Consider the following 18443-nt stretch of genomic DNA (forward strand, 5'->3'; position numbering starts at 1 on the left):
GTTGATTTTCTACTAGCGCAGAAAATCTTAAAACTTAATGGGCTATCGTCAAAGATTACCAAACGCAAAAGCTTTAAATCATACTTCACTACACTCTACACTCAATCCTTTATACTCTAATTCCTCCCCTCAAAAATCATTATATATGGTGATATATTAATTTCTAATGTGTTATCACACTAAGCTGATTTAATACGTAACTTAAAATTATTGCGTAAGCAATCAAAAACTAAGTTTTAAGATTTTCTGTAGCAAAGCGGAAGAAAATCATCCTTAACTGTACTCTGTACTCTGTCAACTGTACTCTGCTTTTAAATCCTATTTCCAATTATAGCACAAGGAGTATTTCATTTCGGCATCTTAAATGAAATACTCCTTAAATTTTAGTTTTCTTCTCTTATTGTCTCTATTATATTTTCTTTCTTTATTCTTGAAAGAGGTGAAAGAACAGATACATATCCTATAATTATTGCTGCTACACCTGCTATTCCAATGGCTTCCCAAGGTATATTCCACTTGAACTCTTGTATACTTATCATGCTTTTATACATAAGATAAGATAGTCCTGATGCTATTATAGAACCATATATAGTACCAACTATTCCATACAAAACTCCCTCTAAAACAATCATTTTTTTAAGACCTTTTTGTGTGAAGCCTATAGCTTTTAAAGTTGCAAATTCTCTCTTTCTTAAAATTATATTTGTAGTTAAGGTGTTTATTATATTTACACTTCCTATTAAAGATACCACAATTACAAAACCATATATTAATATTTCAATCATCAATGTTAAAGAGTTCATTTCTCTATTAACATCAGCATCATTTATAACCTTAAGACTAGGCTGACTTTTTATCGCCGTTTCAATTTCAGTTTGTGCCCTTTCCACTGATTTTGCATCCTTTAATCTAATATATGCTCCAGCTGGCTTAATACTTGAAATACCTGTCAAGTTTTTAATCACACTTTCAGTTGTTATAAGTTTTACTCCCTTAGGACTAAAGTTAGGATTGAAGGGGTCATCTTTTAAAACCGCAATTACTTTAACCTTTTTTGCAGCTTCAGCACCTTTTGTTTTATCTAGATACTTAAGATATATTTCATCCCCAGGTTTTATATTTAAAATTTTATACTTGTACATTTTACCTGTTTTTGCATCATATATATTATTTTTATTTATAACAATAACTCCATTTTCTTTATTTAATTCATCTATATCAATTTTACCTTTATCTAAATAGCTTTGTGCCGACTTCATAGAGTTATCATCATATACACTGACCGAACTTTGATTAAACATAGTCTTTTCCTTACCATTTAAATTTTCTCTTTTATAAAAACTTCCAAGCCTTTTAACATCGTTAATTTCAATATTAGTATCAAAATATTCCTTAAACCAAAACACATTGTATGATTTGTAAACATTCTTTACAGTGTCTAATTTGCTAACAGCTTTTATAACTTCATCGTCTATACCAGCATTTTGATTAGATTTATCATTATTCATAATAGTCAATTGCATTTTTCCTACTTCATTTGAACTACCATTTAAATTTAAAGCCATGTCCATGAAAGATTTAAAGGTTACAAATAAAACTACACTTATAACTATAGAAAAAACTGTTATTCTATACCTTTTTTTATTTCTTTTAATATTTTTTGATGCTAAATTACCTTCAAAACCAAAGAGTAGCTTTAATACTGTGCTTTTTCTTCTTTTTATTTTTTCTTTAGTTATAGCCGCTCTACTGCTTATGGCTACAAGTGGCGAAATTCTTCCCGCAAAATATGCTGGCAACATTGCTGATAAATAAACAGATATAACTCCTACTACTGCACTTATTACAATTACCGACGATGATATAGAAATTTTCATTACAGTAAGATTATCTCCACCTATTAATTTAAATGCAATTCCTATACAATTGATTGCTATAACCCCTAATATTAATCCAATTGGTATAGAAATTGCAGCCAATATAGAAGCTTCTCCCAAAACCATGCGTCTAAGTTGTTTTGGCGTCATACCAACAGCTCTTAAAAGCCCAAATTGCCTTATTCTTTCTACGACGCTTATTTGAAAGGAATTATATATTACAGCAATAGTTGCAATTACTACTATTGCAATAATTACACCAACAGTTCCATACATAGCTTTACTATTAGAATCATTTCCACCACCTTCTAAATCTATAACATACGTATTATCTGCAATAGTTTTTTTAGGTGCCAAAGTATTTAGCTCGTTAACTGCTTTCTTTAAATTTGTTTTTGGACTTATCCTTACAAGTAGTGTTGCTCTACCCAAATCTATATTATTAGTTTTAGAAAACATTATTCCCTTATTTGTATCCTGACTTTGAATACAATCCTGCAAAATTCCAACTAACTTATATTTTTTATTGCCTAAGTTTACTGTATCTCCAATTTTAGTGCCACTTTTTAAATATTTTAAAACCCAATTTTCTATTACAATTTCATTTCCACCGTTTGGAAACCTGCCGCTTTTTAATTTATACGGCAATAGTTTCAATGCTTCATCTGATACAATTTGCTGCTTAAGGGTGACTCCTTTTTGAAGTTTAATTTCATCTCCATTTTGAAAAAGCCCAAGCATAGAAACTTTTGGATTGCTCTTAATTTTTGATAACAAACTGCTATCTACCCTTTGATAAGATACCTCCCAAGAACCATAATTATCTATCATTGTTTGAGTTTCCGCTGCTTGTATGCCTTTTAGAAAAAATCCAATGGTAGCAATCAAAGCCACTGATAAAGCTATTCCAATAATAGTGAGAACACTTCTCTTCTTGTTTGCCTTTAAATACCTTCCTGTAAGCTGTTTATAGCTTTTAATCATTTTAACCGATCCTCCCTGCTATAGATAAATCTGTTCAACTACCAAAATAACTTGCATCATAATGCCCCCAAGATGTGATTTTGATACAAATTAATTTTGAAGTTTCAAGTGATTTATTTTTAGTTATTCTTTAAATATTCATCTGATATTATTTCACCATCTTGAATAGTGATTGTTCTATCTGCTAAAGCCGCTATATTTACATCGTGAGTAATTACAATTAAAGTTTGATTGTATTTTTTTGCCGTAAATTTAAGCAGTTCTATTACTTCCCTTGAATTCTTACTATCTAGATTTCCTGTAGGCTCATCAGCAAATATTATTGCAGGTTTATTTAAAAGTGCTCTTCCAATTGATACCCTCTGCTGCTGACCTCCAGAAAGCTCTGATGGTAAATGTGTCTTTCTATCTGTAAGTCCCAAAACCTCAATAATCTCTGCCAAATATTTTTTATCTACCTTATCATTATCCATTAAAGCTGGAAGTGCTATGTTTTCTTCCACATCTAAAACTGGTATAAGATTAAAAGATTGAAATATAAAACCTATCTTTCTCCTCCTAAAAATAGCTAACTTTTCTTCCTTGTATTCATAGATATTTTCACCATCAATAATAACTTTTCCACTAGTTGGTCTATCAAGTCCTCCAAGCAAATGCAAAAGTGTACTTTTTCCTGAACCTGATGCACCAACAATAGCAACAAATTCACCCTTATTAACAGATAAATTGACACCCTTAAGTGCTTCTACTCTATTTGATTTTTTTCCATAAATTTTATTTAGATTTTCTACTTTTAAAATTTCCATTTTCCCTCTCCGCCTTCCTCAAATCTATATCAGGTAACTGTAACTTTATAACCTATTGTGTTTTTCTTTAATTTTATTATATACGGTGAGCGGATTTACCTCCATGACTCAAGGCTTACAATAAAAAAAGTTATCTTACTAATTAGTAAGATAACTTTTTTTATTCCAAAATATTATAAATTAATTCTTCACCACTTTAAACCGTCACTTCAAATATTTTTCTATCCCCTACATCAAGCCAATTACTCTCGTATTTTTTACCCTTATTAAAATTAAAAGTAAGCAGGTATCCCTTTTCTACTCCCTGTTCTTTCATATAGCTACAAAGTTGATCTATTCCTTTTTTCCTAACTCTGCATACATAAATTCTTGAAATTTCAAAAGAAGTTTTTCCATATCTAATTTTCCAGCATCTATTATTTCACCCTTATCGATTTGTGTAATATCGCCTGCTATATCCTGAACATTCCCCTTTGCAATGAGATAATCGTAAAGAAGGGTTTCAAAAATTTTGTTATGCATAACAAGCTTTCCATTACTTTCCGCTAATATTCCATACATAATTGCTTTTTCATATGCAAAAGAATTATATGGAATTTCTCTGCCTTCTACTAATATTTCATAAACAACTTTTTTTATTTCATCATAATTTTCAACATTTTTAATGACATCATCAAAAAGAGTATTATATTCATTTAAAGTCATTTTTATAGATTTTTTAAGTCCTTCTAATGTCCAATCCTTATCAAGATATTCGTCTATGTTTTTGCACAATCTACTCACAAGATATGGATATCCACTGGTAAAATTTCTTATCTCTCTTGATAAAAGTTTTACATCCATTTGTATACCAGTTTACTTTATTGTCTTGGTCTATTTATAGTAAAATAAGTTCCCTTATCAACCATTTCTATGATTTTATGTAATTTAAGGCTTATATCAACCATGTAATGCTTTTGAGGTATGCACAAACCTGTAACATTAAATTCTTTCATTAATATCTCTCCTTGTATAAAATCTATGAATAAACCTATTATACCTTAAATATGTTACAACTAAAATCATCAATTTATACCTTATTTGCTCTAATGAAATATCCATACTTATACCAATCTAAATACTCCATTTCAACCTTCCAGCCTCTTTTAATATATTCCTTAGCAATTTGTTCTGGTTTAAGCTTATTTTTCATTCTAACATTATCTTCTATGTACCAACCCATTTGCCTTATACCTTTACTTACAATTTTAGTTACATCATCAAAGTATCTATCAGTATCCTCAATAAACATAAATACATCTCTACTAACGAGAAAATCTATGTTATTATCTTTAAAGTTACTGCCGATACTTTTAATATCTGACTGAATAAACTGAAATTTTTCTCCGATTATATCCGCTACTCCATATAAACATGCATCATCTATATCCAAGCCATAAATTTTCTCTACTTTATTCTGCTTTATTAAAAATCTACTTAAAAAACCATCTCCGCAGCCTAAATCAACAATATTTCCGTACAAACTATTATAATATGAATAAATTTTGTTATTATAAAATTCTTCAGCCTTTTTCCTATCTATTGTTATCTCCTTGCCACAACAATTGCATTTTAATTTAACAGTAAATTCAGTATCAACCCATGGATGATGTTCATTTTGAAGAATACTGCATTCATTTTTACATTCACAGTAAGTACCCCATATAACAAATTTATTTTCTTTAAGCATTATAAGCCCCCATTTAATAAACTAAATTTCTTATATTATAACACTAAAAAACAGAGTACAGTGAATGATGATTTGCCTTTCGCGCTGCTTAGGTAAATCTTAAACTTAATGTTGTCAGCTTCTCTCTGCACCATGTATGGCGCAATTGCGCAGCAATAAAAAAATAAGTTCTCAGATTTTTCGCAGTGCTAACGGAGAAAAATCATCCTTCGTTGTACTCTGTACTCTGTACTCCGTACTCTGTGTTAAATTGTAATTTATCCTTATACCCCCGCAAATTCTAAAATGGCTTTTGCTATAGCTTCAGCACACTTAGCTTGTCCATCTTCTGAAGAAATGAATTTGCAATCTTCTCTATTACTTAAATATCCTATCTCCACTAGTGCCGCTGCTTGTGCATTATTATGCTTGAGCACATATAAGGAAGAATTACTTCTATATTTAATATGACGCTTTACCGTATATTTTAACTGATAAAGCTGGTCTTGAATTTTTTTAGCTAATTCTTCACTTTTTGTGTTAGGATCATTGCACCATAACTCAATTCCTCTAACTGAATGGTTTTTATAATCATTACAGTGTATAGAAAGAAATACATTTGCTTTACTGTCGTTTGAAATTTGAACTCTTTTTTGTAAATCCGCAAGTACATTTGAGCCTAATATTGTCGTATTATCTTTACGTGTATATATAACTTTTATATTATTTTTTTCTAGAATTTCGCCAACCCTTAAGCCGACTTTAAGAACTACATCTTTTTCAAACACGCCATTTATCCCTTTAGTGCCATTATCATGCCCACCATGCCCCGGATCAATACATACAACAAACTTCTGTTTTGTTTGTGCTGATACAGAATTTCTGCTAAAATTAATGATTTTATTAATTTTACTGTTTTTATTAGTACTTACTGCTTTCTTTATGCTCTTAATATTACTACTATCCGAATGATATGCTCCGCTTATTATTAAAATACCTAATATGAAAAACACTAATACGCCGAAGGATAATCTTTTCTTATCAATTATTGTGTATAATTTTCTTCCCCTCATCAATTAAACACTCCTACCTTTTAATTTGGAAGATCATCTAGTGTTTTAAATTCATACCCTCTGCTCTTCCATTCTTTAATTAAGCTATCCAAAATATTAGCATTAGTTTTTGATAAAGCATGAAGTAAACAAATCATGCCATCTCTTGTATTTTTCAAAAGTAATTGTTTGGCCTGCTCTGGATTTGGCTGTTTATCTGGATCATAATCTTCGTGGGCAAGTGCAAAAAATATAGATTTATAACCAAGCTTCTGAGCATAATACAGTGATAATTCACTAAAGGTACCTTCTGGTGGTCTAAAATACTTTGACATTTTACAACCTGGTATACTATCAACAGCTTGTTCCACCCCAGTGAGTTCAGCATCATAAGCTGCCTCATTTGTAAATTTAGGCATAGATAAATGATGTACAGAATGATTCCCTATTATATGTCCTTCTTTGCTCATTCTTTTTATTAATTCAGAATCTTCTACTCCTTTAAAACTGCCTATTACATAAGGCTTAGTTACAAAAAAAGTAGCATGGACATTATTTGCCTTTAAGGTATCCAAAATACTAGAAGTGTATCCATTTTCATACCCTTCATCAAAAGTAAGATAAATATACTTTTTTGATGTGTCTCCAAAACCATAACCTTTGTATTTTGATAGTAAAGCTGCATTATCTCTCGGTGAATACATCCATGACCAAGCTATGGCCTTAGTGCTAAGTGTTAAGGGATTTGCTACAACTACAGGGGTAAACCATTTTGGTGCAGTTGTAATCTTTTGTGTTTCTTTATGTTTTTTATTAATTGCTATTTTTGTTTTTTTATCGGGAGTTTTATGTTTTGATAAATCTTGGTTATTTGCTCCCGCGCATCCAGATAAGAGCAAAACCAAGGCTGTAAATACAGCTAATTTCTTTTTAAGCAAAATTCTAGCCTCCAATACGTAAAGCAGAGTACAGTTGACAGAGTACAGAGTACAGTGAAGGATACACTTACTAGGGGTTTGGGCTTAAGCCCATGTAGGTTCTTTAACTTAGTAGATGCACTGTCAATAGTAGTGCAATAAAACTTTGTATATTAATAATCTTTGCTACAGAAAATCTTATAACTTAATTCTTCTCATGAACACCATATATGGTGTTTATGAGAAGCTAACAATAATTAGGTTTTAAGATTTGCCTAACGAAAGGTTTATTACTAAAGATAAATCACTTGAAACTTTAAAATTGTATATCTATATACAATGTTCTACTACACTACTATTGAAAGTGCTTCTATTAGGTTAAACAACCTACATGGGCTTACGCCCAAACCCTAGTATGGGTATCTTCGTTGTACTCTGTCATCTGTACTCTATGCTTTGATATATTTTTCCAGTTAATGACATTTACTATTATACACTAAAATTCCAAATTAAAGGTTACTATTTTGTAACATATTTTTAATAAACAATCTCAAACATAGAAATTATTAAATCCGGATTTATCCTTAAAAATTACAATTTAGCTCAGAGTACAGTGAATGATGATTTACCTTTCACTTTGCTCTGGTAAATCTTAAACTTAAATATTATCAGCTTCTCTCTGCACCATGTATGGTGCGATTGCATAAGCAATAAAAAAATAAGTTTTAAGATTTTTCTACGCTCCCGTAGAAAAATCATCCTTCACTGTACTCTGTACTCTGTACTCCGTACTCTGATTTAACTTTTATTTAACCTGCCTTTCCCAAAGCCCCTTAAAGCTTCCCTCTATCCTCATTAATTCTTCAAACTTTCCTCTTTCCTTAATATCACCATTTTCAAAAACCAGTATATTATCAGTATTTTTTATAGTTTTAAGCCTATGCGCTATGACTATTACTGTTCTTCCTTTAAGCCTTTTTAGTAAATTGTTAGTTATAATCTCTTCAGTTATGCTATCCATAGCAGATGTTGGCTCATCAAGAATGACAATTTTAGATTCTTGGAAAAATACTCTTGCAAGTGCTAGTCTTTGTTTTTCTCCTCCTGAAAGCTTTATTCCTCTTTCACCTATTTCTGTGTTTAAACCAGCTTTAAATTTAGTTACTAGCTCCTTAAGCTTTACAAGTTCTAGTACCTTAAATATTTCAGTATCCTCTATTTTTTCATTAAAGACTATATTTTCTCTTATAGTTCCATCAAATATTGGTGAAGCCTGTGAAACATAAGATATATATGAATAGTAGTCATTTAACTTTATATCCTTTAACATCTCATTATCGATTAAAACATCTCCTGAACTTGGCTTCAAAAGACCTAAAATTATTTTTATTATAGTAGATTTTCCAGCACCGCTTGTACCGACAATTGCCACTGAACTTCCTCCCTTTATATCAAAGGAAACTTTTCTTAAAATTTTTCGGTCGCCATAGGAAAATTCTATATCTCTAAAAGAAATATCTGCATTTCTAATTTGTATTTTCCTTCCTGAGTTCAAGTTTTTATCCTCAGGTGAATTTATAAATTTTAAAAATCTATTATAGGTTAATTTATCAAGCTTATAATCCACAAAAATCACATTGAATATGGCAATTGGCGTATATATTTTATCAACAAAGGAAATTAATGCAACAACAGTTCCTACCGTTATGGTACCAGATACCCTACTTACACTTATAATAATTATTAAAATTTTTATAACTACTACAATTAAAGCAAACAAAGTAAAAAACAACTCGTGAAGCATTACAATTTTAGCTTTTGCTTTTACCACATTATTAGCAGAGATTTTTATTTTTTCAATTTCATGTTTAAATCTTTTGTTTACCCTAAATACAAGCATTTCCATAATTCCACGTACAAAATATTTTGAAATAAACTCTTCATTTGTAAGTACATGTTCCTTTATCTTGTACAAATATTTAAGCAACAAATTTGTAATTATAAATATTAAAATATAGCCCATCACTATTGCCACTGCAATATTTTTATCATAAGCTCCTATACAAATTAAACTTATAACAACTGTAGGAATCAATTCTTTTGCTATATAAAGATAAAAATCAAATATAATCTTTGTTCCAGCATCCGCACCATTTTCTATAAGTTTTACAAGAGTCCCTGTACCTATATTTGTGTATTCCTTATAATCTATTACTGATACCTTCTTTAAAGCTAATATTTTTATTGTTTGATATATACCTTCATTAAGTATTTTTCCTGGATACTCATTTACATATGAAATAATTAAATCTGAAATCATAAACACACCATATGCAATTAATACACTTAGTAAACCCTTTATTCCTTTTAAACTCGGGATTTTATCAATTAACTTTTGAAAATATATGACACTCATTGATGATGCAAATATTTGACCTACCCCTAAGAAAATATATATAAATATTATTTTTTTGTATTTCTTTAATATATCCTTTAACATGAATTTTTCCTTCTTTCATAATTTTTAACACGCAAAAAAAGCCTCAGATGGCATAACTTCCTCCGCGGCTTATAAAGTACATCAAAATAAAGCCATATAAAAATGACTTTTTTTCATATAAATCTCGGTTAAAAACTTAATTTATATTAGGCTCCGGACAAAGTAATACCGATATTAAATTTACTTTGATGGAGCAGTTACCTACTTTAATCACACTGTAACTATTCATGTTACCGAATCCTTCCAATTTGGCTATGTTTTAAATATATAACCTAATTATAGCATAAATCACTCCCAAATTTGCCTCTTTTTATTTTTAACACATACAATTGACATAGTCTTTACATCTAAAGATTTAGCAACAGGTTCACATTTCGCCATAAATAAATGAAATATATTTTCTCTATCCACTTCACATAAACTTTCATAATTGCCTTGTCCCTTTGCTATTATCACATCTACATCATAAAACTTATTTTTAAATTCGCTACTTACTCTGCTGATTACAGTTCCTAAAGAACCATCTCCATTATCTATTACTTCAGCAACTTCCTTCATATTCACCATTTGTGCATCTTCAATAGTAACATCATTAACTATAGCCTTTCCCCTAACTCCAAAGTAAGCTTTAATGTTTGGAAATTCCTTCTTTATATATTTTATAAATATTTTGTCCAAACAAATTTCCCCACAGTTATCTCCTAAATAAATAATACTTTTTGCACCTTTTAAGTGCTCGTACAAAATCTCACTATCGTCTATAGCAAGTTTTGTTTTTTCTATATTAGCTATTTGTTTTTCAAGCATTTTTATATTGAATTCATGTCCTGCTGCAAAATCAATTAAGTTTCCTGCTATAACAATCTTTAATGCTGTGTTAAATTTATTTTTTGAGTTTTCTATAATTTTCTCTACTTCTTTTTCAATTTTTAAAACTTCATAATTATAATATTTTTTTATATCTTTATATGGATCATCCTTTTCAATATGCTTTAATATAATTCTCCAAGTTCCCTCTATGACTTCCGGATTGCACCTATCATAATCAGTTTTACTCAAATAAGTAAGTACCTCTCTCATAGCTTCTTCTTTTTTACTTCTTTCAGCCTTAAACAAATCCATTACCTGTATTACTTGATTGACATTGCATTTAATACAGTTAAAGTTCAACTTCACATTTATTACCCTCTTTCATTTAAAAATTATGTTCCAAAATACCAGTATAATATGCATTTGAATACATTCTCCCTACCCCTAAATGTGCTCCAAGCAAAACAGTAGAAGCAACAAAAGTAGCTAAAATGCTTTGTATCCCATACCACCCATGTGAGCCAAAGAAATAAAAGCTAAAGCCAAAGTTAATTATTATTGCATATATAAGAGATATACCATAAAGCACCAGTATTTTTTGAGATATCATTTTTTTTATGTCTACTTCTTCTATTCCTATTTTATAAAGTCCAAAGTATTTGCCTTTTTCCTCTTCATATTCCATTCTCAATTTATAATGCAGCATTATTATGGCAGAAAAATATAAAAGCAGATCAACATATATTAAAAGAAAAGTTAAAAAATTAGAACTTCTTAAAGCTGTGTTATATGCCTCTATTCTCGAACTTGTTTTATAAAAATCATCTCCACTTTTAATATTATTCCTTTCAACTAGCTTATTCCACACTTCATTTACTATGCCATTAGAATTATGCCAATCACTAAAATTATATAAATGCAATGTGCCTACATAAAAATCAATGTTATTTTTCCTAATCCATTCATAATCTTTTTTATTAACCAAAATTATATTCTGCGATATACAATTTACTTGACCAAATAATGGATTTACAATTACTTTTTGACGCATAAATTTTCTTTCACCTTGTTTAGAATTAATATTAAAATTAGGAATATTTGAATTAATATCCTCATGCGCATATCCATCATTTATATCGTAGGGATGCACATATATAAAGGAATTTTCTTGAACTTTATAATTCTTCTTTAAGGTTTTATTTACATCATCTACACAAAATATCGTAAAAGTATTATTTCTTACAAAGCTAACAGTATAATTTGCGGTTATGCTATTGCTATTCTTATGTACTATTGCTTGAATTTCTTTGTTTTCCAAAGGTTTAAAGTCACCTTTAATATCTCCATATACCATATTAAATGGATGATAAGTACTAGAATATTTAAGCATGGATGGATATTGAACCGAACTAAGTACAACAAAAAATAGGATGCAAAAAAATAACCAAGTATTCACCAAAAATATTTTTTTATTCTTGCCATAATAATATTTTGTATCTGAAAACAAAAAAACATTTTTCATATAACTCTTATAATGTTTATTTTTAAAACGTTCAAGTATAGCTTCACCATTAAAAAATATTAAAAATGAGCCAAGATTACAAAAAATAAAACTAATTAATCCTATATTTTTGCAGAAAAAAAGAAGCACAAAAGCAGATATTGTTAGTATTAATCCTATGCAGGAAAATACAAGGCTGTAATGTTTTGCACTCTCAGCTTTTTTTGCATATTTTATCTTATCCAATATAGTACTTTTTGCCATACCAAAAATATTAATAATCACCGAAATAGCAAATAACGCTAATACATATACCGCTGTTAATTCATAAGCTTTTAATGAAATATTAATATCAATATTATAAATTCCTATTACCTTGCGTGCAAAGCCTAAAAAAAATAAGGATAAAAAAGTTCCTGCCACTAATCCCATTATTAAAGACAGTGTACACATTATGAAATTTTCTATTATAACACTTTTAGTGACCTCATTTTCCGTCATGCCAAGTGTTAACAAAATACCATAATCCTTTTGCCTAGTTTTCATAAAAACACTTTGTGCATATGGAATAAAAATAGCCATGAATACTATAACTAAAAAGGTTGGTGCATAAATATTATGGGATATCATCGGGTCAACAATAGACGAATTCATGAACTGCCCATTTAATGCTATTGATATAAAACTATACAAAATAGCAATTGAAAATAAATTACACAGGATAAACAGCTTGTATTTTTTTGCATCTGCCTTAAACATCTTAAATACAATTTCACTAAAGGTCATATTGTGATTCCCCCCTACTATATATCATCTGCATTAAAATCCTGTAATGCTTGCAAAATATTATCAAAGAATTCAGCTTTATTGGCTTTTTTTCTAATTTCTTTAATAATTACGCCATCTTGCAGAAACACAATTCTATCACAATAACTTGCTGAAAGTGGGTCATGTGTTACCATAAGTATATTTGCATTATATTCTTTGTGCAGCAATTCAAAATATGACAACACTTTTTTAGACGATTTTAAATCAAGATTTCCTGTTGGTTCATCGGAAAATATTATTTTAGGGTTATTTATTATGGCACGACAAATGGCTGCTCTTTGCTGTTGTCCACCAGATATTTCATAAGGGTATTTTCCCATTATTTCATCTATATCTAGCATATTTGCAAGCTTACTAACAGTGTCTCCTTCCATAATTTCATATTTTTTATCTAAAATTAATGGAACCATAATATTTTCTTTCACGGTTAAGCTGTTAAGTAAATTAAAATCCTGAAATACCATGCCAATATTATTTCTTCTAAATACGGATAGCTCATTCTTCTTCATTTTGCATATATCCTTGCCCCAAATATTTATTTCACCTTTATCACATTTATCTACACCTGAGGCTGTGTTCAATAAAGTTGTTTTCCCACTTCCCGAAGCTCCCATAATACCTAAAAATTCATTGTTCTCAAGTGTTAAATTTATGTTTTTTAATACTACCGTATTAACATTTTTATTATTAGTATATTTTTTACATACGTTCTTAATTTCTAATACCTTCATTGCACTTAATCCTCTCCACATTTTTAGCTTATAAGCGGATGCGAAAAAAGTATTCTATAGATTTTACTATACCGCACATAAAGCCTTATGAGCTGCTCATAAAAAATAATACCTATACTTTTCACATGCTCCTATAATATATACAAATTCCCATTAAAACTATCCATATAAAAATCATGAATACCATAATAGCAGCCTTAGCTTTTTCTTTCTGTGCTGCTTCCCCTATATACACAGAAATATCTCTAGTTTGAAAAAAAAGACTACGAAAGCTAATAATAGCAGATGGAATCAAAACAAATACATATGTTATAGTATAATATTTCAATGGCAAAACGCTAAAAATGCATAGTATATCCCATATAATGCTTATTCCAAGCACTACAAATAAAGCCGCCCTCATGAATTTAATAAAACTTACTCTATTTTTATCCATATAACCATCCCTTAATTTATATCTATACTCTTATTATACATTAATTAACTTTCTATAAGACCTGTAATATGCAATCATAAGCAACATTTCTGCCCCAGCCCAAGCAGATACTTCTGCAATACAAATTCCTAAGAAGCCTAAATACTTTGTCAAAATCATGGCTACAGACAATCTTATGGCTAATTCCAATATACCTGATATCATGGGAATCATAGTATCTCCCATTCCTTGAAGCGCTGAACGATATATAAATAGCAAGCCTAAATCCCATATAAGCATGGACATAACAATTAAAAATTGACCCGAAACCTTAAACACACCAACTTCACTTGATGCTACAAACAATCCAACAATTTGCCTATTAAATAAAAATAAAATTAAGCTTATAAAAATATTTACTGTAGTTGATATTTTAATACATTTTATAATTCCAACACGTATTCTATCATACTTTTTAGCTCCAAGGTTTTGTCCAGTAAAAGTAGACATTGCAAAACCAAAGGTAACTCCTGGCTGCTCTGCTAGAGACATAATCTTCATAGCCGCAGTATACCCTGCAACATATATTGAACCAAAACCATTTACAATTGATTGCAAAATCATGCCACCAACTGCAGTAACAGAATTCTGAAGTGCTGCAGGTATTCCCAAAATAAACAACCTTTTGCAAACCAAAAAATCAATTTTCCAGTCCTGTCTTGTCATTCTAAGCATTTCATGTTTACTAACAACTATATAGCAAAGAATACATGACAAAACTTGTGCAAAAACAGTTGAAATAGCCGAGCCTGCAACTCCAAATTTAAATCCTATAACAAGTATAATATTTAAAATTGCATTAACTATAGATGAAATAATCATTATGTATAAAGGCGTCTTACTATTTCCAAAGGCCCTCAAAGTTGAAGAAAGCAAATTATAAAATATAGTTGCTATGATTCCCATGTAAATAATTGTTATATATCTGTTGGCATCATTTACTATATCCATCGGCGTATTTAACAAATTTAATAGCCATCTTGAACCAATTAAACTCAAAGCAGTTACAATTGCAGCTATAAGAATAGACAAGTATACTGACATGGTAAATGTTTTCTTTACCCCTTCTTTATCAGCCGCCCCAAATCTTTGTGAGAGCAATATTCCAAAACCATTTGCCAGTCCAGTTATAAAGCCAATTATCATAAAATTAATCGAACCTGTGGAACCAACAGCAGCAAGTGCTTTAACACCTATTCCTTTTCCAACAACAATGCTATCCACCATACTGTAAAGCTGTTGAAACATATTTCCTATAAGCATTGGTGCCGAAAACTGAAGCAATAACTTTGTTGGTTTCCCAATAGTCATATCTTTTGTCATATTTATTTTCTCCATCTTCATATAATATTCTTTATATCTACTCTAGCATATATATATCATACAATACAAGTATGCTTACTTAGTTTTGTCTTGGAGCTTTAGAAAATAAACAACTTATATTTCTTTAGTGAAATAAATAATTACTAAACAAAAAAAGCATCGATAAAATTAATATCAATGCTTTTTTACTATTCTAACGTATAAAATTAGTAGCCACTCTATTTTCTTTTTCTGGCAAATTAACTCCAGCTTCCCTACCTGCATTAATAGATTTTAAAAGCCAAGCCATGTTTCTGCCAAGTACTCTCATTGTCTGCATTCCTTCTAAATCCTGTTTAACTTCTTCTGGAGTGTTACCGTGAACCATATTCCAATATTGAGAAGAAACAACAGGCATATTTGAAATAGTGAAATATTTGTTTAATTGTTCAAAAGCAGCTGTAGCACCACCACGACGACAGCTTACAATTGCTGCACCAGGCTTGTATGAAAAACTCTTTCCGCTAGCACAAAATACTCTATCTAAAAATGATGTTAATGCACCTGATGCTGCAGCATAATGTACAGGCGAACCAAATATAAATCCATCGCAAGTTTTAGCTTTTTCTATTGCTGCATTTACAGTATCATCATTAAAGACGCATTTATTACTTGTATTGCAACCCCCACAGCCCATACATCCTCTTATAGGCTTGTTTCCAATATGGAAAATTTCTGTTTCTATATTTTCCTTTTCTAATTCTCTAGCAGCTTCTGCTAAAGCTGTATAAGTACAACCTTTAGCTTTAGGACTTCCATTAATAAGTAATACCTTCATTTTTACACCCCATTTTTAATTTAATAATACACAACTTAAAATTATTGTGAACTAATTAAATCAATTCACAATTCACAGTTCACAATGCACAATGAAGGATACACATACTAGGGGTTTGGGCGTAAAGCCCATGTAGGTTCTTTAACTTTTTAGAAGTACTTTCAATAGTAGTGCAATAAAACTTTGTATATTAATAAACTTGCGTCAGGTAAATCTTAAACTTAAATATTATAAGCTTCGCTTAGCACCATAAATGGTGCTATTGCGAAAGCAATAAAAAATAAGTTTTAAGATTTTATGTAGCTTTGCTACATAAAATCATCCTTCATTGTGAATTGTGCATCGTGAATTGTGAATTGATTTAATTCGCAATATTTATTATTTGTATATAAAATATTTTTGTGTAACAGCACCTTTATCTGCATATAAACTCCAAGTACTTATTTATTCTGAGGTTTAAATGAGCTTTTAAGTGGTACTATTCTATTAAATACTAATTTTTCATCAGTAGTGTACTTTGAATCTACTGTAAAGAATCCATTTCTAATAAATTGGAATTTATCCTGTACCTTTGCATTTTGTATAGCTACTGGCTCAACAAAGCCTTGTAATATTTCCATAGAATTTGGATTTATTTGCTCTAAGAAATTCTTTCCTGCATTTTCTTCTACATCATCTAGTATTAGAGGTTCAAATAATCTAAATTCTGCTGTTTTTGCTGTTTTTGCCTCTACCCAGTGAATAGTTGCTTTTACTTTTCTTCCTGTAAAGCCAGAACCTGATTTTGTTTCTGGGTCATAAGTACCGTGTACCTCTATAACTTCACCTTTGTCATTTTTTACACAATCTGTGCATTTAACAAAATATCCACCCTTTAATCTTACTTCATTTCCAGGGAATAATCTGAAATATTTCTTAACTGGAACCTCCATAAAATCTTCCTTCTCTATATATAATTCTCTTGAAAATGGTACAAGTCTCTTACCTTGATTTTCGTCATTAGAATTATTCTCTATTTCAAGCATTTCTGTTTGTCCTTCTGGATAGTTTGTAATAACTAATTTTAGAGGTCTCATAACAGCCATTGCTGCTTGAGCTTTTAATTGTAAATCTTCTCTTACAAAGTACTCTAACATCTGAGAATCTACTACTGAATTAGCTTTTGCAACTCCAATTGCATTGCAGAAGTTTCTCATAGCTTCTGGTGTATAGCCTTTTCTTCTTAAACCTGATATAGTAGGCATTCTTGGGTCATCCCAACCGTCAACTACTTTTTCATCAACCAATTGCTTTAGTTTTCTTTTACTCATTACAGTATTGGTCATGTTTAATCTTGCAAACTCATATTGTCTTGGTACATTTTCCATTTCGCATTCTCTTACAACCCAATCATATAAAGGTCTATGATCTTCAAACTCCAAGGTACATATAGAATGAGTTATTCCTTCAATAGCATCTTCTAGGGGATGTGCAAAATCGTACATTGGATATATGCACCACTTATTTTTTGTATTATGATGTTCTGCATGATCAATTCTGTATAATATAGGATCTCTAAAATTTATGTTAGGAGAAGACATGTCTATTTTAGCTCTTAAAACTTTTTCTCCATCTTTAAATTCGCCTTTTCTCATTCTTTCAAATAAATCAAGGTTTTCTTCAACAGTTCTATTCCTATATGGGCTTTCTTTTCCTGGTTCAGTTAAAGTTCCTCTGTATTCTCTTATTTGCTCTGGAGATAAATCACAAACATAAGCTAAGCCTTTCTTTATTAAAAGAACTGCCTTTTCATACATTGTATCAAAATAGTTTGATGCGAAGAATATATTATCCCATTTTCCGCCAAGCCACTTAACATCTTCTTTAATTGATTCAACATATTCAGTGTCTTCTTTAGCAGGGTTTGTATCGTCAAATCTTAGATTAAACTTGCCTTTAAACTCTTCTGCGAGTCCAGAATTTAAAATTATTGATTTTGCATGACCTATATGTAAGTAGCCATTTGGTTCTGGAGGGAAACGTGTTACTACTTCTTTGCATTTTCCAGCATTTAAGTCTTCAATAATTATATTTCTTATAAAATTTGATTTAATATTTTCATCAGACATATTATT

The 18443-nt window shown here is 30.1% G+C and carries 15 protein-coding genes; all 15 read right to left on the reverse strand.

All coding sequences use genetic code 11. The annotated features are described in order from the left end of the window. Positions 1-383: 383 nt before the first annotated feature. The 15 genes from CUEA01_RS20725 to CUEA01_RS20790 all read right to left on the reverse strand — a co-directional run bounded on the left by CUEA01_RS20725 (position 384) and on the right by CUEA01_RS20790 (position 18437). Positions 384-2861, reverse strand: coding sequence for an ABC transporter permease (locus tag CUEA01_RS20725; protein WP_234123884.1), 2478 nt, complete (start codon positions 2859-2861; stop codon positions 384-386). A gap of 119 nt (positions 2862-2980) precedes the next feature. Then, positions 2981-3667: an ABC transporter ATP-binding protein gene (locus CUEA01_RS20730; RefSeq protein ID WP_234123885.1), complete on the reverse strand. Its 687-nt coding sequence runs from the start codon at positions 3665-3667 to the stop codon at positions 2981-2983. Positions 3668-4000: 333 nt separating this feature from the next. Beyond that, entirely contained in the window at positions 4001-4510 is a 510-nt protein-coding gene (locus tag CUEA01_RS20735; protein WP_234123886.1) for a hypothetical protein, read from the reverse strand. A gap of 17 nt (positions 4511-4527) precedes the next feature. Then, positions 4528-4662: a hypothetical protein gene (locus CUEA01_RS25015; RefSeq protein WP_268906370.1), complete on the reverse strand. Its 135-nt coding sequence runs from the start codon at positions 4660-4662 to the stop codon at positions 4528-4530. Positions 4663-4736: 74 nt separating this feature from the next. After that, positions 4737-5396, reverse strand: coding sequence for a class I SAM-dependent methyltransferase (locus CUEA01_RS20740; RefSeq protein ID WP_234123888.1), 660 nt, complete (start codon positions 5394-5396; stop codon positions 4737-4739). Positions 5397-5659: 263 nt separating this feature from the next. Next, positions 5660-6448 carry an N-acetylmuramoyl-L-alanine amidase family protein gene (locus CUEA01_RS20745; RefSeq protein WP_234123890.1) on the reverse strand — a complete coding sequence of 263 codons (789 nt, stop codon included), beginning with the start codon at positions 6446-6448 and terminating at the stop codon, positions 5660-5662. Positions 6449-6468: 20 nt separating this feature from the next. After that, the gene (locus tag CUEA01_RS20750; protein WP_234123892.1) at positions 6469-7365 is read right to left on the reverse strand and encodes a polysaccharide deacetylase family protein; all 897 of its coding nucleotides are present in this window, start codon (positions 7363-7365) and stop codon (positions 6469-6471) included. A gap of 784 nt (positions 7366-8149) precedes the next feature. Then, positions 8150-9844 (reverse strand): ABC transporter ATP-binding protein, encoded by a 1695-nt coding sequence (locus CUEA01_RS20755; RefSeq protein ID WP_234123894.1) that lies wholly within the window; start codon positions 9842-9844, stop codon positions 8150-8152. 288 nt (positions 9845-10132) lie between these two features. Continuing rightward, complete coding sequence (locus CUEA01_RS20760) at positions 10133-11020, reverse strand: damage-control phosphatase ARMT1 family protein (protein WP_234123896.1); 888 nt, start codon at positions 11018-11020, stop codon at positions 10133-10135. A 19-nt stretch (positions 11021-11039) separates the two neighbouring features. Continuing rightward, a complete protein-coding gene (locus CUEA01_RS20765) occupies positions 11040-12941 on the reverse strand; it encodes an ABC transporter permease (protein ID WP_234123898.1) in 1902 nt (633 codons plus the stop codon). A gap of 17 nt (positions 12942-12958) precedes the next feature. Further along, positions 12959-13714 (reverse strand): ABC transporter ATP-binding protein, encoded by a 756-nt coding sequence (locus tag CUEA01_RS20770; RefSeq protein WP_234123900.1) that lies wholly within the window; start codon positions 13712-13714, stop codon positions 12959-12961. A gap of 121 nt (positions 13715-13835) precedes the next feature. Continuing rightward, positions 13836-14150 (reverse strand): hypothetical protein, encoded by a 315-nt coding sequence (locus CUEA01_RS20775; protein WP_234123902.1) that lies wholly within the window; start codon positions 14148-14150, stop codon positions 13836-13838. Between the two features lie 33 nt (positions 14151-14183). Then, the gene (locus CUEA01_RS20780) at positions 14184-15512 is read right to left on the reverse strand and encodes an MATE family efflux transporter (RefSeq protein WP_234123904.1); all 1329 of its coding nucleotides are present in this window, start codon (positions 15510-15512) and stop codon (positions 14184-14186) included. 193 nt (positions 15513-15705) lie between these two features. Next, positions 15706-16329: a flavodoxin family protein gene (locus CUEA01_RS20785; RefSeq protein ID WP_234123906.1), complete on the reverse strand. Its 624-nt coding sequence runs from the start codon at positions 16327-16329 to the stop codon at positions 15706-15708. Positions 16330-16769: 440 nt separating this feature from the next. Then, a complete protein-coding gene (locus CUEA01_RS20790) occupies positions 16770-18437 on the reverse strand; it encodes a glutamine--tRNA ligase/YqeY domain fusion protein (RefSeq protein WP_234123909.1) in 1668 nt (555 codons plus the stop codon). Positions 18438-18443 lie beyond the last annotated feature (6 nt).

Origin of the sequence: Clostridium hydrogenum, from assembly GCF_021432385.1 — a bacterium.
GTDB classification, from domain to species: domain Bacteria; phylum Bacillota; class Clostridia; order Clostridiales; family Clostridiaceae; genus Clostridium_S; species Clostridium_S hydrogenum.